The organism is Paenibacillus sp. FSL H8-0537, assembly GCF_038051995.1.
GTDB lineage: Bacteria > Bacillota > Bacilli > Paenibacillales > Paenibacillaceae > Pristimantibacillus.
On record NZ_CP150290.1, the window covers coordinates 5,960,066 to 5,980,119 of the forward strand.

The 20,054-nt window shown below is 50.9% G+C and carries 16 protein-coding genes; 4 read left to right on the forward strand and 12 right to left on the reverse strand.

What is annotated here, in order from left to right; translation table 11 throughout:
- Positions 1-39: 39 nt before the first annotated feature.
- On the reverse strand, positions 40-1,953 hold the full coding sequence (glgB, locus tag MHB80_RS25255) for a 1,4-alpha-glucan branching protein GlgB (RefSeq protein ID WP_341279544.1): 1,914 nt from the start codon (positions 1,951-1,953) through the stop codon (positions 40-42).
- Between the two features lie 163 nt (positions 1,954-2,116).
- Between glgB and MHB80_RS25260 the strand changes: the two genes are divergently transcribed.
- The gene (locus MHB80_RS25260) at positions 2,117-3,379 is read left to right on the forward strand and encodes a glucose-1-phosphate adenylyltransferase (protein ID WP_341279545.1); all 1,263 of its coding nucleotides are present in this window, start codon (positions 2,117-2,119) and stop codon (positions 3,377-3,379) included.
- Positions 3,380-3,954: 575 nt separating this feature from the next.
- Positions 3,955-4,359 carry a GNAT family N-acetyltransferase gene (locus MHB80_RS25265; protein ID WP_341279546.1) on the forward strand — a complete coding sequence of 135 codons (405 nt, stop codon included), beginning with the start codon at positions 3,955-3,957 and terminating at the stop codon, positions 4,357-4,359.
- Between the two features lie 191 nt (positions 4,360-4,550).
- On the opposite strand, the gene MHB80_RS25270 is transcribed toward MHB80_RS25265, so the two are convergent.
- From MHB80_RS25270 to MHB80_RS25300, 7 genes are all read right to left on the reverse strand, one after another.
- A complete protein-coding gene (locus MHB80_RS25270) occupies positions 4,551-6,065 on the reverse strand; it encodes a stalk domain-containing protein (protein ID WP_341279547.1) in 1,515 nt (504 codons plus the stop codon).
- 131 nt (positions 6,066-6,196) lie between these two features.
- Positions 6,197-6,940: a UMP kinase gene (gene pyrH / locus MHB80_RS25275; protein ID WP_341283073.1), complete on the reverse strand. Its 744-nt coding sequence runs from the start codon at positions 6,938-6,940 to the stop codon at positions 6,197-6,199.
- 320 nt (positions 6,941-7,260) lie between these two features.
- Complete coding sequence (locus MHB80_RS25280) at positions 7,261-8,007, reverse strand: glucose 1-dehydrogenase (protein ID WP_341279548.1); 747 nt, start codon at positions 8,005-8,007, stop codon at positions 7,261-7,263.
- A 96-nt stretch (positions 8,008-8,103) separates the two neighbouring features.
- Positions 8,104-9,498, reverse strand: coding sequence for a threonine synthase (gene thrC / locus MHB80_RS25285; protein WP_341279549.1), 1,395 nt, complete (start codon positions 9,496-9,498; stop codon positions 8,104-8,106).
- A 128-nt stretch (positions 9,499-9,626) separates the two neighbouring features.
- Positions 9,627-10,940: a glycosyltransferase gene (locus tag MHB80_RS25290; RefSeq protein ID WP_341279550.1), complete on the reverse strand. Its 1,314-nt coding sequence runs from the start codon at positions 10,938-10,940 to the stop codon at positions 9,627-9,629.
- Positions 10,941-11,106: 166 nt separating this feature from the next.
- Positions 11,107-11,514 (reverse strand): metalloregulator ArsR/SmtB family transcription factor, encoded by a 408-nt coding sequence (locus MHB80_RS25295; protein ID WP_341279551.1) that lies wholly within the window; start codon positions 11,512-11,514, stop codon positions 11,107-11,109.
- The gene (locus MHB80_RS25300) at positions 11,498-11,926 is read right to left on the reverse strand and encodes an SRPBCC domain-containing protein (protein ID WP_341279552.1); all 429 of its coding nucleotides are present in this window, start codon (positions 11,924-11,926) and stop codon (positions 11,498-11,500) included. The genes MHB80_RS25295 and MHB80_RS25300 overlap by 17 nt, the downstream gene beginning before the upstream one ends.
- Before the next feature lie 550 nt (positions 11,927-12,476).
- On the opposite strand from MHB80_RS25300, the gene MHB80_RS25305 reads away from it, so the two are divergent.
- Together MHB80_RS25305 and MHB80_RS25310 are read left to right on the forward strand one after the other, a co-directional pair.
- The gene (locus MHB80_RS25305) at positions 12,477-12,728 is read left to right on the forward strand and encodes a GlsB/YeaQ/YmgE family stress response membrane protein (RefSeq protein WP_341279553.1); all 252 of its coding nucleotides are present in this window, start codon (positions 12,477-12,479) and stop codon (positions 12,726-12,728) included.
- Between the two features lie 411 nt (positions 12,729-13,139).
- A complete protein-coding gene (locus tag MHB80_RS25310; protein WP_341279554.1) occupies positions 13,140-13,508 on the forward strand; it encodes a helix-turn-helix transcriptional regulator in 369 nt (122 codons plus the stop codon).
- 10 nt (positions 13,509-13,518) lie between these two features.
- On the opposite strand, the gene MHB80_RS25315 is transcribed toward MHB80_RS25310, so the two are convergent.
- From MHB80_RS25315 to MHB80_RS25330, 4 genes are all read right to left on the reverse strand, one after another.
- Entirely contained in the window at positions 13,519-14,607 is a 1,089-nt protein-coding gene (locus MHB80_RS25315; protein WP_341279555.1) for a hypothetical protein, read from the reverse strand.
- A 108-nt stretch (positions 14,608-14,715) separates the two neighbouring features.
- Complete coding sequence (locus MHB80_RS25320; RefSeq protein ID WP_341279556.1) at positions 14,716-16,893, reverse strand: S-layer homology domain-containing protein; 2,178 nt, start codon at positions 16,891-16,893, stop codon at positions 14,716-14,718.
- 35 nt (positions 16,894-16,928) lie between these two features.
- Positions 16,929-18,260 carry a UDP-glucose/GDP-mannose dehydrogenase family protein gene (locus tag MHB80_RS25325; RefSeq protein WP_341279557.1) on the reverse strand — a complete coding sequence of 444 codons (1,332 nt, stop codon included), beginning with the start codon at positions 18,258-18,260 and terminating at the stop codon, positions 16,929-16,931.
- A 38-nt stretch (positions 18,261-18,298) separates the two neighbouring features.
- Entirely contained in the window at positions 18,299-20,053 is a 1,755-nt protein-coding gene (locus tag MHB80_RS25330; RefSeq protein ID WP_341279558.1) for a phospho-sugar mutase, read from the reverse strand.
- Position 20,054: the final 1 nt, after the last annotated feature.

The following is a 20,054-nucleotide window of genomic DNA, read 5'->3' on the forward strand; positions in this document are numbered from 1 at the left end:
CCCTGCTCTTTGGTTTCATAATGCTGCAATGCCGATCTATCAGGAACGCTTCACCTTTACCCTCCGCAAAATAAGGACAGATAACGGCGGCAGCGGCAGCTCTACGCTGTTTTTCTTATCATGCCAGTTGATGCGCTGGGATGCAATAGTTCCACCTTCCCGCAGCAGCTCCGCTTGAAAACCCGACCCGCCATAAGCAGGCTCATCACTATTCAGCACAATCTCATAATCGCCTGCGCTTAGCACGCCAATACGATAAACCGGATGTGCGTAATCGGTAAAATTGCACAGCATGATAAGCGCTTCACCCTTCGGGCTGGCTAATCTGCGATAAGAAAGGACGCTTTGCAAATGATCCTCGTGCTCAATCCATTCGAAGCCCTTGTAATCATGGTCCAGCTTCCACAGCGCTTTCTCCTGGGCATACAGCTTATTCAGCCTGCGGGTATAAGCCTGCATCCGCCAATGGGGCTCATAATCCAGCAGCAGCCAGTCAAGCTCCGCGTCGTCCTTCCACTCGATGAACTGGGCAAATTCGCCGCCCATGAACAGCAGCTTTTTGCCCGGATGAGTCATCATATAGCCGTAGAACAGCCGTAGTCCGGCAAATTTTTGCTCGTAGCTGCCGGGCATTTTGTTCAGCAGCGATTTTTTCCCATGCACGACCTCATCATGAGACAGCGGCAGCGCATGATTATCCTGCCAAGCATACCAGATCGGAAAGGTCAGCAAATTATGATGATTTTTTCGCTCGAAAAAAGACTGCTTCGCATAGCTTAGCGTGTCATTCATCCAGCCCATATTCCACTTGTAGTTAAAACCAAGCCCGCCTTCATCAACTGCCTTCGTAACGCCGGGATAAGCATGCGACTCCTCGGCCATCATAAGGGCATGCGGGTAATATTGAAAAACGGTCTTATTCAGCTGGCGCAAAAAAGCGATGCCTTCGAGATGCTCCTTGCCGCCGAATTCATTCGGACGCCACTGGCCTGGTTTTTTATCAAAATCATGATACACAATGCTGGTGACCGCATCAACGCGCAAGCCATCAATATGAAACAGGTCGAACCAAAACAATGCATTCGAAATTAAAAAATTGCAAACCTCCGGCTTTCCGTAATCGAAGGCGAGCGTTCCCCAGCCGGGCTTCTCGGCAATGAGCGGGTCTTCATTTTCAAACAAAGCCGAGCCGTCAAAGCGGCGCAAGCCATGCGCATCCTTGGCAAAATGCCCCGGCACCCAGTCGAGAATGACACCAATCCCGTTTTGATGGCACCGATCTATCAGCTCCATTAATTGCTGCGGTTCACCGTAGCGGCTAGTCGCGGCATAATAGCCCGTCGGCTGGTAGCCCCATGATTTATCGTATGGATGCTCGGTTAGCGGCAGCAGCTCCAGGTGGGTATAGCCCATGTCCGCTACATAAGCGACCAATTGATCAGCCAGCTCGCTGTAGGAAAGCAGCGTATCATCCTTATGCCTGCGCCAGCTGCCAAGATGCACCTCGTAAATGTTCATTGGACGGGCATACGGCGTTTTTTTCCCGCGCATCCACGCCTCATCCTGCCATGCATAACCGTCCAGCGACCATACGCGGGATGCAGTTTGCGGCCTTACCTCGGCATATACGGCATAAGGATCGGCTTTGAGCAGCCTCTCACCATTTTGGGTTACAATTTCATATTTATACAAAGCGCCCTTCGGCATATTCGGGAAGAAGCCTGTCCAGATGCCGGACTTGTTAAGCCGGTTTAGCGGCTCATTGCCGCCATGCCACCCGTTAAAATCCGTCGCCAGACGAACCTCCCGCGCTTCCGGCGCCCAAACGTTAAAGCGAGTGCCTTCGATTCCATGCTCGATTGCTTGGTGAGCGCCCATTTTTCGGTAGCTATGCGCCCATGTTCCTTCATGAAACAGAAAAATTTCTTCTTCGGACAATGTGGAGATTTCCATCCATTTCACCCGCTTTATGTTCGCAATGAACGTATAGTAATGCTCACGAAAGCTAATATTAACCTTAAAAATTGATTTTGACTCAATCGTTTCAAGCGCCCTTCAGTCGTTTAAAAATACCTTACAACAACCCGTCACGGACGGCCTGGAGGGAAAAAGCCTAATGCATAATACCGATTGCATCGCTATGCTGCTAGCTGGAGGACAAGGAAGTCGTTTAGCACCGTTTACAGGCCAAATGGCCAAGCCCGTCGTATCTTTTGGCGACCGCTTCCGCATGATTGACTTTCCATTAAGCAATTGCATTAACTCAGGCATTCGCACCATTGGCGTGCTCACTCAATATTGCTCCGATTCGGTTCACGACCACATTACGGATGGAGAAGCTTGGCTGCGCTCAACAACGACGAAGCATTCTGGCGAAATTACGATGCTGCCAGCTTCTCGGGTATCAAGCTCAGGCTGCTATACGGGAACGGCCGATGCGATTGTTCGCAACGTTGCTTATGTGGACGAGCATCATCCGGAGCATGTGCTTGTTTTATCAGGCGATCACATTTACCAGATGGATTATCGCCCAATGCTGGAATTTCACAAGGCAAGCAAGGCAATGGCCACCATTGCCGTCAAGCAGGTTCCATGGCGTGAAGCCCATCGCTTCGGCATTATGCATACGGACGAGCAGTCCCGCATTGTGAAGTTTGAAGAGAAGCCAGCAACCCCGGAAAGCAACTTGGCTTCTATGGGCATTTATTTATTCCGCTGGCAAGATTTGAGAAGCATCCTGCTGGAGGACGCCGCAAACCCTCATTCAAGCCATGACTTTGGCAAAGATATTATTCCCGCCATTTTGGCTGCAGAGGAAAACTTGAACGCTTATCCATATGAGGGCTACTGGCGTGATGTCGGCACCGTAGAAAGCCTGTGGGAAGCGCACATGGAGCTGCTTGACGGCGAGATGAGCTTGACTACAGAAACTTGGCCTCTTAGGTCCAAAGAGGTTCAGCCGGTACGAAACCCCTATGTCAGCCCGCAAGCTGTGCTGAGCAACAGCATTGCCCACCCTGGCTGCACAATCGAAGGCCGGATTTCACGCTCGGTGCTGGGCGCAGGAGTCAGCATTGGAAAAGGCAGCGGCATCGCCGAAAGCATCATCATGCCCGGTGTAAAAATTGGGCGCAATGTTATTATTCATAGAGCCATTATTGGCGAAAACGCCGTTATTCATGACGGCGCAATCATCGGGGAGAGAAATCACGGAGACATAACCGTCGTCGCCCCCGGCGAAGCAATTGTGGCTCAGCTTATGACTAGCAGCAGCAGTAAACTGAAGGCGCTTGAACAATTAGAACAGTATGAGAATTCAGTGACAGAGCTTGTTGGTACAGGAGAAGAACGATTCAGCAATAGCGTCTTACACTATTAATGTGTTGTGTCGTAAGCGGATGTCTTGCAGCATGAACGCTGCTGTATCCCATTACTTTCGACAAGACGCACGCTTTACCCTGCTTGCCAAAGCAGCAAATTATATAGCGGCTTATGCAAGGTGAAACGGCTGTCGCCGTCCTAGCGGCGCAGCGCGTTTCATTCCGAGTAGTATAGAGAAAGGATTGGAAAATATATCCTTTCCCATATTTCAAAAAATAGCCCTCGGTCCACGAAGCAAGGTGGGCCGAGGGCTATTTGAGGTTATTAAAGGTTTTTTCCTTATTGGTTAGACTGATGTTCGGCAAAAATAAAGGATTAGACTCGTAGTAAAAGAAGGTTTCTCATGAATTCTCTAATGTAAGTAAATACAAATTCCAAATCAGTTAATCCATTTTCTATACATATTCTTAATAGTATAATGAGGTAAATAAAGTGATTATTCACTTTGAGAAATCCGAAATTGCTTTGGCGGTATTATTTTATGGCTTCGTAAGGATTGCAAAACCATCGAAATATGGGAGTTTAAAACAGATGTTGTGCCGTAGTTAGTTTTTATGAAAGGAAGGTATAGGGGTGAGTATTTATTACGCTTCAAGCAAAGAGGATATCACTAAGGATGCACTCCAAGAGTTATTTCTTTCGGTAGAATGGGAGTCTGGCAAGTATCCAAACGAGCTTTTACAAGCAATCGGAGGGTCTCATTCCATTGTTACCGCTTGGGAAGGAGAAAAGCTTGTCGGTTTAATAAATGCTTTGTCTGATGGTGTTTTAACGGTATATTTTCATTATATGCTTATTAATCCGAGTTATCAGAATATAGGTATTGGTAAGGAAATGATGAATATAATGCTTGATAGATATAAAGGGTGTAAAACAAAAGTATTAATTTCTTATCCTCATGCAGTGGATTTCTATAATAAATTCGGCTTTAATACAGAGGATGGAGCTACACCAATGTTTATCTCAGAGTTGATATGATCGAACTAACGGGACACTATAGTTGAATGACAACAGCGGAAGTCTAAGTCTTTATTCATCAAGCCTCAGACTTCCGCTGTTTTTATTAATGAATCAATCTACAATTTATTTTTCAAAAGCTGACGATTCTTATATTATAAAAAAACATTAAATTAACGATATCAGTCTAACTCTTTATTTTCTTTCGACAACTAATCCGAAATTGTCAACTGGCTGAGCTGCTCGTTCCATTGAACCGTGAGCCCCAAGCCTTGCTCCAGCAACTGGTACGGAACGGCCGTTGCACCGGAATAAACAATCGGAGCCTCTGGCAGCTCAAACGTTACATTGCCTGCTTTCGCCTGAGTATCACCTATGCGGAAGGTTGCGAAGCGTTCCTTGTATTTAAGCGTATAAATTCTAAAGCCTTCATTATTAAGAACGGCGTTCATCGTCATGCCTAATGCTTTAGCCGCATCTTTTATCGGCACATATACCGTCTCTCCTTGCGGAAGTGTAGGGTAAATGCTGCTTAGCCATTGCCCATTTATGATGGTATCAACAGCCGGCCTTGCCAGCATAGGCGTATAAACCATGCCATCGCTGCGCACGGATGGTCCGCCTGCTTCATAGAACTTGTTGTGGCCCCAGCCCCATGCCTTGCCATCCTCATCTATGGCAACGCCGTGGTCTTCCCCGGCTGCGATATGCTTGATCCGGGTGAGCCCCCGCACTTTGCCCTGTTTGCCAGTTGCGGTCTGTCCATAAGCAAAAACCTCGCCACCTGTCGTCAGCAAAAGCAGGCTGCCCGCACTACCGCTTATCTCCTTCAGCGTAAGTATCGGATACAGAGCTTGTTTTTTGCCATTTTCAGCAATACTCCACGCTTTTCCTTTCGTATCTAATGCCATCATACCGCCGCTATACGCGACGATGGAGGTTATGCCAGACAAGCCAGATCGTTTAGCAGGAGCTGTAGGCTTAATCGTCTCCACGCCCTCTCGGGGCGCCGCCACAGGCTGCCAGCTCCATACCGTTCCATCCTTCTTCACGGCGTAAGCCTTAGGATAACCGTATGCAACCTGCACGACTTGATTTAAGCCCTTCACGGCAGCTGGTTTTCCAAAGCTGAGCTTTCCGGTGTCGGCTTGCTGCTTCGTCCATGTTGAGACCGTACCATTTTTCAATAAAGCTATATCATAACCATATCCGCCTGCCACCTTCGCTACGCCAGCAGCGCCCGCCACCTGCCGAAGCCCATTTGCATCTTTTCCGCTGCTGTCATTGTGGCCCCAGGTCCAGACCGTTCCGTCTGCCTTTACCGCCATATAGTTTTGATCACTCTTATTGATATGAATATAGACAATATCGGAAAGTCCGGCATAACGTACGGGCGCTACTGTATTGCGAAAGCCTGGATTTCCCTCCAGCCCAAGCTCTCCCCACAAATTGCGTCCCCAAGCCCAAACCGTGCCGTCGCTGCGCAGTGCAATCGTATAGTTATGGGCGGCTTCTATTTGCGTAAAGCTTTTGGAGACGGCCTCAGCGGCTTGCTCCTGCCCTTGCTCCTGCAATTGGCTTGCTGCTTGCTTCCCGCTGGCAATCGCTGCACTGTGCGGGCCACCCGTCCATACAATCGCTGCTAGAAGCGTAAGCGCCAGCAAGCCGCGCCAGGCTTCCCCGCTCTTGTTAGACTTTCTTGACGTTTTTGTGTTGAACAACTTCATCCCTACCCCCAATGACCATTTACAAGCTTTCTATATGGACGGTGTTCCCAATTAGAAGGTTGCAGCTTGATGGCTGCATGGCTATTTGTTCATTCAGTCATTAGGTTGATAGATGAGGAGGTTTAAAAAAATCAGGCATCCATTTCCAGCACCGAGCTGTTGCTGATCAGCGTGCCAACATGGCTGCCATGGCAAATTGCCTTCATCGAGCCCGGCTTGTCGAAATTAAACACATGAATCGGCAGATTATAGTCCCGTGCCAAAATAAAGGCCGACTGATCCATCACCTTAAGCTGCTGATCCAGCACATCATTGTAGTGCAGCGATTTGAATTTCCGCGCTCCCTTATGCAGCTTGGGATCGGCGTCAAGCACGCCGTCTACGCCCTGCTTGGCGACCAGCAGCGCATCGCACCCTACCTCAATCGCCCGCTGCACCGATGGATAATCCGTCGTCACATATGGCTGCCCGTTACCGCCAGCAAAAATGACGATATACCCCTTCTCCAAATGATGCACCGCACGCAAACGGATGTAAGGCTCGGCAACGCTGCTGACCGGCAGTGCCGTCATGACGCGCACTTCCTTCTTCGTTCTGGCTTTCAGCACGCCTCTGAGCATCAGACTGTTAATAACCGTCGCCAGCGTACCAATATTATCCGCCTCCGCACGTTCAATGCCCCAGCTCTCGCCCATATTGCCGCGAAAAATATTGCCACCCCCAATAACGAGCGATACCTCTACGCCCATCTTCACGACGGACAGCACCTCGCTCGCGATATGCTCCAACCTTTCAGGTTCAAAGCCGAACTCGCTTCCGCCTGCAACCGCTCCTCCGCTCAGCTTAATCAGCACTCTCTTATACCTGTTGTTCATCATTGATCATGCACCTCCAGTTAGATTAACGTTCGCAAGAAGCAGAGTATAAGGGGGGGAACTTATACAATCTTATATTTTGAAAAAAAGGCATAAAAAAACACCAAAGCATCAAATGCCTTGGTGTTTCAAAGGAATGGGAATAGAAATGTGCTTCGGGCTGGACGGACAAAACCGGCTGCGCCATTGCCTTGGCTTTCGTTCCATACTCCCATCTCCTCCCTTTATTCCTGCTTGATTTTGTCTTATTCTACGCCAGCGCTATGCAAGTTGCAATAGTAGCTTAGGCTTAGTGCTTGCGATACTGATACGAAATGACGCTATTCCTCGTAAATCATTTTGCGCGTCATGCCGCCATCGACGACGAGATTAATGCCATTAACGAAATCATTGCCCGGATCGGTCAAATAAAAACACGCTTTTGCGATGTCCTCCGGCTTGCCGACCCGCATGGACGGATGCTGGCTGTGATCCTCCGGCCGCAGCGCTTCATAATCGCCGGTTTCAATCCAGCCGGGGCTGATCGCATTCACGCGAATGCGATCAGGACCAAAAGAAACCGCCAGTGCATGCGTCAGCGCCACAATGCCGCCCTTGGAAGCCGCATACGCCTCCGTATTGGGCTCAGACATTAGGGCACGCGTCGAGGCCATATTGACGATGGCTCCTCCTCCGGTGCCGCGCATCAACTTAGCGGCTTCCCTTGCGCACAAAAAAGTGCCGCGCAAATTCGTGTGGAGCAGCGCATCCCATTCTTCAACCTCCAGGTCGTACGGCGACTTCCACACCGCATAACCCGCATTGTTAATCAGCACATCCAGACCGCCGTAGGTCTCGCTAATAAAAGCGAACATCGCTTCAATTGCCGCTGGCTGAGCCAAATCAATGGTATAGGCGGCAGCTTTGCCACCCTGCTCTTGTATACGAAGCGCCGCCTTCTTGGCGCCTTCGCTGTCGCGGTCTGCCGCAATAACGAAGGCGCCCTGCCTCGTATAGGCTTCGGCAACAGCAAAGCCAATGCCACGCGCGGCGCCGGTTACCAGCACTATTTTTCCACTATAGTCCATTAATCAACTGCCTCCTCTCTACGTTCCTTTACCTCATTGTGCACAAACAGCCGATCAGATAGGCTCTGACCGGCTGCTCCCGCTGTTTAAGCGCGATTATGCGTTATAAAATTTCAACAGCTCGCTGACAATCGCTTCCTGCGTGCCTTCAACGCGAGTCTGGCGCTGTGTTTTCTCGAACAAGGACGAAATTTGCTCAGGGAAGGTCTGCTCAATGCTGCAAAGACGTATCGCTTCGTCGAACTTGGCCGGATGCGCCGTAGCCAGCGAAATCGTTACATCGCCGCTTTGTGCACATTGATCAGCTGCCGCCACGCCACAAGCGGAGTGAGGGTCAAGCAAATAATCGCTTTCGGCGTTGTATTTGCTGATCGTATCGAGACATTCCTGCCCGCCAACGCCATGAGCGCCGAATTCGGCTTGAACCCGCTGCAGATCATCGCCAGAAATGACGAGCTTGCCTTCCTTGCGGAACTGGTTCATCAGCTCTGTAATCAGCTGTGGGTTTTCACCCAGCACATAATACAAATAACGCTCGAAGTTGCTTGCCACTTGAATATCCATCGAAGGGCTGTACGTGCTGCGGAAATCTCCCGGCATATACACGCCTTCCTTGATGAAACGCTCCAAAATGTTGTTTTCGTTCGTTGCCAAAATCAGCTTGTTCACCGGAAGACCCATGCGCTTCGCGAGGTAGCCCGCGAAAATATCGCCAAAGTTGCCAGTCGGCACGCTGAAATTGACTTCCTGCACATCCTGCTGCTTCGCAATCTGGAAGTAAGCATAGAAATAATAAACCGTCTGCGCCAAAATGCGCACAAAGTTAATGGAGTTAATTGCACAAAGATGGTTCGCGGACTTAAACTCCAAATCAGCAAACAAATCTTTAATGATGCGCTGGCAGTCGTCAAAATTGCCGTCGACCGACAGGTTCAAGACGTTGTCGTCCGGCACTGTCGTCATTTGCAGCTCCTGCACCTTGCTGACTTTGCCATGCGGATGCAAAATGCAAATTTTGATACCGTCTTTGCCACGTACGCCTTGAATCGCCGATGCGCCCGTATCGCCGGATGTCGCGCCAAGAATATGAATCGTCTTGTTCTGCTTGCGGGATACATACGTATATAATTCGCCCATAAATTGCAGCGCAATGTCTTTAAATGCAAAGGTTGGGCCGTGGAACAGCTCCAGCAAATACAGGTTGTCCTTCAAGCGGCGAACAGGCGTAACGCCTGGATCGCGGAATGTTCCGTAGCTGGCATTCACCATCGCCCGCAAGTCTTCCGCCGGAATTTCATCATTCGTGAAATAACCGAAAATCTCCAGCACCAGCTCCTGATAAGACAGGTTCTGCCACGCCTTCAGCTTTTCAGCCGAAAAAACAGGAATTTCACTCGGAACGAGCAAACCTCCGTCATCTGCAAGACCCATTAGAAAAGCGTCGATAAATCCGATTTTGCCTACATTTCCTCTTGTACTAATATACTCCACCGGGTAATCCCTCCGACATTCTTTTGTAACATCATATCATCGTTTCCAGTTAAAATCGAATGGATTATTGAAATCTCGCCTGTATTTCATCGCCTAAACGCCTTTGCTGCGCTATACGGAATTGCCTGTTATTTCCGCGCGGACGATACAATCAGTTCATACAGCTGCGACAAGGTGTCGCGGCGCTCCTCCTGCTCCATCCGATTAATGTATGCGGCGCGATTCTGGTAGACGTCTTCAATCGCCGACAGCAGCGTATCAGGCGTCACCTGCTCCTCATGCAGCACCTCGCAAAAGCCAGAAGACTTAAACGAATCTGCGTTAAGCAGCTGGTCGCCCCGGCTCTGTGCTTTCGTAAGCGGAATAAGCAGCATCGGCTTGCGCAAATGCAGAAACTCAAAAATCGCGTTAGAGCCGGCGCGGGAAAGGACGATGTCACTCATCGCCAGCACATCGGGAAGCTGCTCATTAATGTATTCGAACTGCTTGTAATCCGCCGTTTCAAGGGCTGGCTCCACCTGTCCCTTGCCGCATAAATGAACGATGCTGAATTGGCGGGTGAGCTCGCTAAGCGCACTGCGCACCGCCTTATTAATCGCCCGCGATCCGAGGCTGCCGCCCATAATGAGCAGAACGGGCTTCGCTCCGCCCGTCTCTACGCGCGCCGCACCCTTTGCTTCTACTGCTGCTATTGCTTTTGCTGTTTCTACCGCAGGCTCTTCTGCTCTCACACTTTTTCCCGAAATGTTCACGACCAGCTTGGCAGGATTAGCCGCATAGTCGGCGCTTTCCTTTGACGCCTTCCCCTGCGGCGCCTGGCTTAGCGTCTGTATGCTGCCTGCTGCACCTGAGGCTGTTGAGGCTTCTGCATCAGCTGCTCCGGATGCGGGCAGCAGACCGCAATAGGCTCTGCCTCGCGAGGCTACGCCCTGCCTCAGCTCATCACGGATGACTGCGCCAACGTAATGCGCCTTGCCTGAAGGCAAGTGCTGCGCTGTCTCGGGAAAAGTCGTACACACGCCCGTTGCAAAAGGGATCGCAATTCGGTTTGCCAGTCCCGGCGTCAGATCCGATTCATGAATAAGCACCGGCACCCGATTAAGCCACGCTCCCAGCACAACCGGGACGGACACGAAGCCGCCCTTGGAAAAAATAACGTTCGGCTTCTCCCGCTGAATGAGCCGATAAGCTTGAAAAACCCCTTTGATGACCTTGAAGGGGTCCTTCACATTTTGCCAGTCCAAATAGCGGCGAAGCTTGCCTGTCGCAATACCATGATATGTAAGCTGCTCTAGTGGAGCAGTAAGTTGCTTTTCTATGCCGTTTTCCGATCCAATATAATGGATCTGCCAGCCAGCCTCCGCGAAACGGGGAATCAGCGCCAAGTTAACGGTCACATGGCCTGCCGTCCCTCCGCCTGTAAACATAATTTTCCTGCCCATTGTCCATAACCTCCGGTTCCTTGCTGCCCATTCTCTTCCTTGCTCTATATATGTATGACGAAAAATCAGGAAATTGTCAACTCATCTATCGTATACACCTATGCTCAGAGATCATATGGACGGAAGCATCGGAAATCGGAGCAGCCAGATGAGCGGAGCTCATGCTTCAATCCCGCTTCGCAGCTGGCTCTTTCACAACTGCTGGAGCCGAAAAAGCATCCGCTCCCTCCCCCTGACCATCTTCCTCTACGTAACGCTTAAGCGCACCGAGCTTATTTTCCCAATAACGCTCATAAAAAGCGAGCCATCGCTTTAGCTGCTGCAAAGGCTCCGCATCGAGCCGATAACGGGTTTCCCGGCCAACCTTGCGCTCCTTGACCAGTCCCGCCTCTGCCAAAATTCGCAAATGCTTCGATACCGCCGTCCGGCTCATCTCATAATGGCTGCTAATGACAGTGACGGGCATCTCCTCATCCACAAGCAGCCGAAGCAGGCTGCGGCGGGTCGGATCGGCAATCGCTTGGAACACCTCTGCCTTCGGCTCCGCCGCCGCGTCGCTACTGCGATTCGACATAAGAAGCCAGCCTTTGCTGTATGCCTGTCCAGCCCTTGTCCATATGGCCGCGCACGATTTCATGCGGCTGTCCGAACTCCGTCACCGTACCCTCATTCCATCCGCCGTGAATGAGCGTAAACTCCGTCTCTTCTCCTACAGCCTTTAATTCGAAGGTGAGTGTCCAGTCCTTGCCCCATTTGAAGGAGAGGCGGTTAGGCGGATCAATGACCGTCACCTTGCAGGAAGACTTTCCGAACGCGCCAGCTTCCAGCTGAAACTCATAGCCTTCCTCCGGCTGAAAATCATTGGGCATAAACCATGCGGCAATGCCCTCAGACGTCGCTACTGCCTTCCACACTTTGTCTATTGGCGCTTTAAGCACCAGCGTCTGCCGGATATCCGGCAGCGTATTTGCCGCTTCGCTGCTCATTGCTGATCGTCTCCTCTTATAATCGCTTTATCATCTTAGTATCATCTAAAGTTCTTGCGGACACCAGATCCGTTATATACGCAAAATCATTGCAATTCCTATTCTCTCGGACACCAGCGCTCTTATTTGTGCTTTTAAACCTCATTTTACGGCTCTATCGGACAAATAACGCCTCTCCTGTCCGCTGCCTTAGGGTAAGTTCACTTTCTATAACAAATAGCGGATTCTGTGTCCGTGAGGACGGACAGGCATTTGATTGCCTGTTGTCCTTTCATTCGCTGCCTCATCTACGCCGTTAGTTATACAGCTAGTTATACAGCTAATTATGCGTATACATACGAAACCATTAGGTTTCCCTTCGGATTATACGAAACCTTTTGGTTTCATGTCAATAAGTACTGCTATACATAGCATGACCAATATCTTCCTGTATAATTTTGATTAGCGGCGCGTAAACATGGTTACATAGATAACATGAGACACTACAACAGCTGACACAAGCCACACATTGGTGAACAGCACAAACACAAAGAGAAAGGCAGTGATCAATATGGGTTTTTTATGGACATTAATCATAGGAGGCATTATCGGTTGGCTCGCAGGAATGATCGTTGGACGTGACGTTCCCGGAGGCATCATTGGAAATATTATTGCAGGTTTTGTCGGCGCATGGCTCGGAGGCTTGATCTTCGGCGAGCTTGGTCCAGTCATCGGCGGCTTCTATTTCATTCCAGCGTTAATTGGCGCAGTTGTACTGGTGTTCATTCTCAGCCTGATCTTGGCTGGACGAAGAAGACGATGATAATCGTTTAAGACCAATATTTTTTGAACAAATAAATGTAGAATAACTAAACAACCTGACGCCAGAAGGTATAATGTCAGGTTGTTTGGTTTTTCAGGGTATTTTTTTCGCAAGCATTTAACGACCATTAGCGACAAAACGCCATGTCGAAAACCGAATAACGTGTCATAATTTGTAATAATATATACTTTATTTTTCACTATGCTCAAAAAATATATTTATTCAAGAAATTGTTCAAATTACAAGACTTGTGTTGCTGCTCCGAGGTTGTTAATCTAGACATAGGCCTAAATGATCAGCCGTTGAAAAATCTAGCCTTTTACGCCATTCGGCGGGGGCTGGAATCGGTTGTAATTGGTTTTTAATATCTGTAAAATGTTTGTAGTTACCGAAGGTTAATAGGAGGTCCTCATGTTTGCTAAACGCCTTAAACAACTCAGAAAAAAAAGAAAATACTCCATGCAGCAACTAGCGGATACCGTAGGCGTGGCTAAAAGTACCTATGCAGGCTATGAATCCGGCTATCGGCAGCCTACTTTGGAGACCATTCAAAGCATTGCGAAGAAATTAATTACGACATCCGATTATTTGCTAGGATTAACGGACTATCCTGACCAACAGGAGCCGAGCAACAATGCCAAGGAGTTTTTCAACCATGAGCAGCTTCATTGGGACGGCGTTCCGCTGGAGCAGGAGGATTTAGAGCTTGTCCGGATGCTGCTTGAACGCGTTGTGCGCGACCGCACTTCATCCGGCGACCCTTCGCAAAATCCATCCTAGTCGGTGCCCCTTATCCGCTTGCTTGAACAGCGTTCAGTTTGTTGATGGCGCTGCTGCGAATTTCCGCTTTAATGGATTGATATTCCTGCGTCCACGTTGATTTTTTAGCAAAGGCTATACCAGCTTCCTTATATTCTGTTTCAGCCTTGTTAATTAATGCTTGGTATTGTTTATCGCAAGAAGCCTCTGCAGCAGCAATTTTCCCCAGCAGCTCCCCTTGCAACGCCTTTTCATCCAGTTCCGTGCTTTTGTTTATTGCCGCAACGACCTGTGTCATTAATTGATTGGCATTGCTGACGCATTTTCCTTTTAATGCGGTTAGCTGTGACTCATATTTGCTGCCCAGTGCTTTAGTCTTGCTTTGATCATCCTTCGCCGTGCTGGCAGTCTTGTCGCCTGTACCCGTATTCGCTTTCTCGCCTGACTGCTTGCCTGACTCATCCGTTTCAGCTGCAACGTCCGTCTTGCCTGCCGAGCCTGCCTGAGAGGAAGCCGTCTCTTGAGCATTCGCCTCCGCAGCTTGCTTGCCCTCGACCTCCTCGTCTTTCTTGGCCTGCTTTGCTTTTTCCAAAATCGCCTTGCGCTTCGCATCGTCCTTCTCGCCAACCGCTTCAATCGGATAGTTCACATCCACAATCGCCAAATACTTTCCATATTGCTTCGTAATAGAGCGCAGGGCGTCGATTTCCTCCGTCGTCAGCTTTGCCAGCAGCAAATCGCGTATGGCCTGCTTTTCCTCCGTCGTCAGCTCCTCGTCCGATTGCCCCAGCAAAATATACATTTCACGGAATGACAACCCGGAGTTTAGCAAAATAGCGGCTGCGTCCAGCGCGTCATCGCTTTTGATTGTTTTGCCTGCAATTTGCTCCGCTTTGCCCACCGCACTATCCAGTGAGGACGGCAGCTCCACCTGATTGCCCGCCCCTCCAGAGGCTGGCGCCACTCCATCCTGCTCAGCTACTAAAGCGGCACGACGCTGCTGGATATCCTCCAAGCTGATTGAGCTGATTTTCCAATAGAAAAAACCAACGGTGCCGATAAGCAAAATGGCAAGCGTTGCTGTGGTTATTAAAATCGTTTTCCAAATGCGCTTTTTCATCCTGTATCCATCCTTTCTTACGCGAAAAGAGCCGGACAAAGGTGTTGTCACCTTTATCCGGCATTTGGGCCATCCTGCAGCAGGTAAAAACTTAAACAATAGCTTGCGCTATAGATTGATCAAACGATACAGCATGACCGCTGCTTCGGCGCGAGTCGTATTGGCATTGACCGGAAAGCTGCCCTGCTCCAGTGGCAGCAGGCTGTTTGCTGCCGCGAAGGCAACGCCCGCCTTCAACGATGGATGCAGGTTGTCCGCATCTTTTAAATCGGCAAGCGCTGCTTTTACATCGGCTGGCTCTTCCAGCCCCTTCGACAGCTTCGCTGCCCTTGCAATCATCGTCGCCATTTCAGCATGCGTAATGGTCGCCTCCGGCTCGAAGCGATTGCCGCTTCGGCCTTGGACAAGACCTTTCTCCACGGCTGTGCCCACATACGGGGCATACCACTGAGTTAAAGGCACGTCTTTAAATGTGCTGGCTGATGCATCATTTTTAAAATCGAGCGAACGAATGAGCATTTTGGCAAACTCCGCCCGTGTCACCATTTTGCCCGGATCAAAACGCGAATCCTCCACACCGTCAATAATGCCTTTGGCTGTTATCGCTTCAATCTCCTTGCCTGCCCATTCATATACGCTGCCCAGATCTTGGAAGGATGGGCCCGCTTGATCTTCAATCACCGCTGCTTGCTGCGTTGGGATAACAATCGACAGCTCCGTCTCAAGCGAATCCTCCAGCACGGCTTCTGTTACGGCTTCGGTTACAACTTCTGCGGCCGCTTCAGCAACGGCCTCTGTTACAGTCCCCGTCGCAGCTTCGGCAACAGCCTCGCCAGCATCTGAAGGAGCAAGTGCCGCTGTTTCATCGCTCTCGCTTCCCTCTTGCGCTCCCGCTGACGCTGCCCTGCCACTCAAATATTCGCTAAAATTGAAATAAGGCGTATTCACAATGTATCGGTCAATGCCGCTGCCCGTTTCCAGCTTGGAGAAGCTTTCACTGAGCACCTTCCATACCGCTTCGCGGCGAGTCAAATAGTTTTGCATCACCTCAACCGGCGGCTTGAAAATGATAAAGCCCTGGTCCACCGTAATATATGGTGTAACGTCGAATGTATTTTCCTGCTTCCAGGTCGTCTGCAGCAGTTCTACCGCCTCACCTAGCAGCACTTGCTGCTGCTCGGACGTCGACTGCGACCACTGCGCAATGATCGTATTCATTTCCTTGTGGTAATCGGCTAGAAGATCGTCCACCGGCACTTCGGGCTCTTCCTTGCCGAGCGTCACTTCCTTCTCGAAAAGCACTTTGCCGAGCAGGCTTGCCCGCAGCGTCGCTTTCGCAGAAACGACCGAGCCCAGTATCGTCACCACGCCCGACTGCGCAACTTTTACATCTTTGCTGCCTGCCGTTTTGGACCAGGCCAGCAGTTCCTTTGGAACCTCACGACCAAAAATCGAGAGCTTGTACGTATGCTTTCGGCCCTCGTGGTCGATTTCCACCGTCTCCTTCGCACCTGACCGCATATAAGCAATCATCATGGAGCGGATGGCCGGAACTTCCTTCTTAAGCTGCTTGCGGAAGTTGGTGACTGTATCTACCATGTCTTTTTTCGTAATGTCCAGCTTGGCCAATACAGCACTCACTTTGTAGGTCGAGGTATCGGAAAGAACCGTTTCCAGCGCATCGCCCAGCAGCTTCGTCTGCTCGCTCTCGCTCGCCATTAGCATCAGCAGCTCGGTATTGCTTTTCTCCGAAACGAGCGAAGTCGTTTTTTGCTCCAGCGCATTCATAAACTGCATGGCGTCATCAACTGTGAGATGATTTTGCCTCGCGAGTGCTGCTACTGCCTGCAAAGCGCCGCTATAGGAGGGATTTTTGCGAATCGCCTCCAAATTATCAAAAGAAGGATCATACTGCAGGCTTCCCGCCGCCACCATAAAGTCGAAAAGCGGCTGCTGAACGGAGGGGTCTATTTTGCCGGACAGCTTATTCCATATCGGTGCAATCAAATCGCCATTGGCTTCAAAGCTGAGCGTTGCAATTTCGTCACGCAGGTCTCTGACCTCCTGTACGTCAGCCGGATCGCCCATTTGCAAATACTGATGCAGCTCCAGCAGGCGCTTGACAAAATCACTGCTGTAAAAGGAATCAGCGGCACCCGCATGCGCCGTCTGGACAAAGCCGAGCTTCTCCAGCACGCCCCGCTCGCTGAGCGGCAATCCGGACAGCGCCGTCCCCGCAACAGCTGCCGCCAGGGCAGCGGATACGATTTTTTTCGTAAACCTCATTACGTCCTCACCTCTTCTTTCGGAAATGGAAAAACCTAAATCAATTCATGTATCGCAATGTCTTCGATGTTCATCATAGGTCTGCCCACCGGATAGTAGGCAAACAGCGTTCCTTCCAGCTGCTCTTTGCTGATCGCATTGCGGCCGTCAATGAGAATGGGGCTCGCCATGACGCGCTCCACTTCCTTGAGATCGAGCTTCGTATAGTCGTCCCACTCCGTGAGCAGGCAAACAGCGTCGCATTGCTTCGCTGCATCAAGCGCGGAATCGCACCATTCAATAGATGGGTGATTCAGCAGGGAACGGAAATTTTCTACCGCAATGGGGTCAGTTACACGTGGAATTGCGCCAAGCGCAAGCAGCGATTCAATAATTTCAATCGCGGGCGCTTCTCTTACATCATCGGTTTCCGGCTTAAATGCAAGGCCCCAAATGGCAATGCGTCTGCCATGCATGCTGCCTAGCGCCCGTTTGAGCTTGTCGATGACGCCGTAGCGCTGATGCTGATTGACCTCTACGACCGACTTGAGCAGCTTGAAGTCATATTCGACGTTGCCCGCTATTTGAATGAGAGCCTTCGTATCCTTCGGGAAGCAGGAGCCTCCATAGCCGATGCCGGCGCGCAGGAAGGAGGAGCCAATCCGGCGGTCCAGCCCCATGCCGTGGGCAACCTCCGTTACATCTGCGCCTACCTTTTCGCAAATGTTGGCAATTTCATTGATGAACGATATTTTCGTAGCTAGAAACGCATTGGAGGCGTATTTGATCATCTCGGCGCTGCGAATATCCGTCATAATCAGCTGGTCGGTAAATGGCTTGTGCAGGCTTGTCAGCACCTCTGCTGCACGCGTGCTCTCCGAGCCGATAACGATGCGGTCTGGATTCAAAGTATCCTTGACGGCTGAGCCCTCGCGCAGAAACTCAGGGACGGAGGCGATATCGAACGGGTAATCGCTAATCGCTGCCACAATGCCGCGAACGCGTTCGTTCGTGCCGACCGGCACTGTGCTTTTCACAACAACAACCTTATAGCCGTTGAGCGCATAGCCGATTTCACGTGCTACCAGCTCGACGAACCGCATATCTGCCTCGCCATTCGGCAGTGGCGGCGTGCCTACCGCAATAATGACAACATCCGCCAGTGCCATCGCTTCGGTCAGATCATCGGTGAAGGAGAGGCGACCGGCCGCCGTATTGCTATCGGCCAATTCTTTGAGTCCTGGCTCATAAATGGGAATTTCACCGCTGCGAAGGCGCTCGATTTTGCTTACATCCTTATCGACACAGATGACATGATTGCCTTTCTCCGCATAACATACGCCCGATACCAATCCTACATATCCCGTTCCTATCACTGTTACGTTCATCAAGCTCCAGCTCCTATCATTTATTTTGAAATATTCTATTATAAAATCGTCTCCATATCGTAGAGCAGCGCCGTACGAATGGCTGCCAGCCTGCGCCTGCAGCGCACCTCGCTCCATTCCTTCGCTCCGTAATAAAGCCGCAGCGACGTTCCTGCTCCGGTAGGCTGCAATGCGCACCAAGCTCCATCCTCGAAAACATATTTGATCACATTTGCTCCCAGCTCCTGATTCGCGGCTTCCTTGCTGAAGCCCAGCGCTTTCACGCCATGCTCCTCGGAATCATAAATACTGCGAATTCGCAGCGAGGAAAGCTTCTCAGGCACTTCACCCCGCAGCTTGCGCATCACATTGCGCAGCCGCTGCGAGCCTTCAAGGCCGGGAAAGGACAGGCTGACCTGATCCTCCAAATAAAAGCCATATGCCTCATAAAGCTTGTACAGCTGATCCCATAATGTCAGGCCCCGGCTTTTATAAAAAGCCGCCATCTCTGTTGTGAGCAGCAGCGTCTGCATCGCATCCTTATCTCTGACGAACGCCTGCGGCAGGCAGCCGCCCGACTCATCAAAGGCGAAAAAAAACTTTCTCGCTCCGAGCTGCTCTTCTTCCGCTATACGAGCGGCTATATGGCGGAAGCCCGGCGGCGTCTCTACGATATGAAGACCGTAGCGCCTTGCTATCGCTGTGCTAAGCTCCGTCGTTAGGAGCGACTTGTAAAACGTTGCTGGGTAAACCGGCTCATTGGCCCGCTTCTGCGTGCAAAGATATTCAAGCAGCAGACTGCCCAGTTGGTTCGCAGACAGCAGGCGGCACCTGCCGCTTTTGTCCCTTGCCATTGCGCCAAGCTGCTGCGATTCGGGATCGGTCGCCATAATCAGATCCGTCTGCTTCCGCTCGGCCAGCAGCAGCGCCTGCCTGTAAGAATCGGGATTGTTAGGGTCCGGCTCATCGATGGTCGGGAAAAGCGGGTCTGGCTGAAACTGCTCCGGCACGCTCTCCACATCGCGATAGCCCATTTGCTTCAGCAGCGCAAGCGGCGTCTGCCCCCCGCTGCCATGCAGCGGCGTATAAATGACGCGCAGCCGCGTTCGCCCCGCTCGAAAGGCAGTTGGACGAACGATGATGCCCACAAGCTTGTGGTGGTAAGCTTTATCCACCTCCGTACCGACGAGCACAAGAAGCCCCTGTCGCACCGCTTCCTCCGCATCCATCAGCGGGATCGAAACCTCCTCCTCGATGCCCTCCATGCGCCTTGCTACGAGCTGGTTGTATTCCGGCGCCATAACAGCGCCATCTGAGCTGAACAGCTTGACGCCGTTGTAATCATAAGGATAATGGCCGGCTGTAATCATCAGCCCGGCTGCCGCATGCAGAAAACGGACAGCGAAGGAGAGCTCCGGCGTAGGCCGGGCCTGCTCAAAAAGATAAACCTTCACTCTGTTTTTGGCCAGCACGAGCGCTGCCTGTTCCGCGAACACCCGCGATAAAATCCGGCTGTCAAAAGCAATCGCAACACCGCGCTGCTTCGCCTCCTCGCCGCCGCTGCGAATTTCCCCAGCAAGCGCCAGCGCAATGCGGCGCACCGTGTAGATATTCATCCGGTTCGTTCCTGCGCCCACCTTCTCCCGCACGCCTTCCGGCCCAAGGTGAAGATGCTTGTAGAAGCGGTCGGTCAAATCGCCAGCTCCAAGCTCTCCGAGCTCTTTTCGAAGGTAAAAGGGCAGCTCTGCTTCCCTCCAGCGCTCGTATCTCCGATCAATCGCATAATCCAGTTGCTCTGCAATAGCATTCATCATC

What these genes read in the sequence shown, in the direction of transcription:
- MHB80_RS25320 (WP_341279556.1), bottom strand. Translation starts at nt 16,893, where the DNA reads ATGAGGTTTACGAAAAAAATCGTATCCGCTGCCCTGGCGGCAGCTGTT.
- MHB80_RS25315 (WP_341279555.1), bottom strand. Translation starts at nt 14,607, where the DNA reads ATGAAAAAGCGCATTTGGAAAACGATTTTAATAACCACAGCAACGCTT.
- pyrH (WP_341283073.1), bottom strand. Translation starts at nt 6,940, where the DNA reads ATGAACAACAGGTATAAGAGAGTGCTGATTAAGCTGAGCGGAGGAGCG.
- MHB80_RS25300 (WP_341279552.1), bottom strand. Translation starts at nt 11,926, where the DNA reads ATGAGCAGCGAAGCGGCAAATACGCTGCCGGATATCCGGCAGACGCTG.
- MHB80_RS25260 (WP_341279545.1), top strand. Translation starts at nt 2,117, where the DNA reads ATGCATAATACCGATTGCATCGCTATGCTGCTAGCTGGAGGACAAGGA.
- MHB80_RS25280 (WP_341279548.1), bottom strand. Translation starts at nt 8,007, where the DNA reads ATGGACTATAGTGGAAAAATAGTGCTGGTAACCGGCGCCGCGCGTGGC.
- MHB80_RS25295 (WP_341279551.1), bottom strand. Translation starts at nt 11,514, where the DNA reads ATGTCGAATCGCAGTAGCGACGCGGCGGCGGAGCCGAAGGCAGAGGTG.
- MHB80_RS25330 (WP_341279558.1), bottom strand. Translation starts at nt 20,053, where the DNA reads ATGATGAATGCTATTGCAGAGCAACTGGATTATGCGATTGATCGGAGA.
- MHB80_RS25325 (WP_341279557.1), bottom strand. Translation starts at nt 18,260, where the DNA reads ATGAACGTAACAGTGATAGGAACGGGATATGTAGGATTGGTATCGGGC.
- glgB (WP_341279544.1), bottom strand. Translation starts at nt 1,953, where the DNA reads ATGGAAATCTCCACATTGTCCGAAGAAGAAATTTTTCTGTTTCATGAA.
- MHB80_RS25290 (WP_341279550.1), bottom strand. Translation starts at nt 10,940, where the DNA reads ATGGGCAGGAAAATTATGTTTACAGGCGGAGGGACGGCAGGCCATGTG.
- MHB80_RS25270 (WP_341279547.1), bottom strand. Translation starts at nt 6,065, where the DNA reads ATGAAGTTGTTCAACACAAAAACGTCAAGAAAGTCTAACAAGAGCGGG.
- MHB80_RS25310 (WP_341279554.1), top strand. Translation starts at nt 13,140, where the DNA reads ATGTTTGCTAAACGCCTTAAACAACTCAGAAAAAAAAGAAAATACTCC.
- MHB80_RS25305 (WP_341279553.1), top strand. Translation starts at nt 12,477, where the DNA reads ATGGGTTTTTTATGGACATTAATCATAGGAGGCATTATCGGTTGGCTC.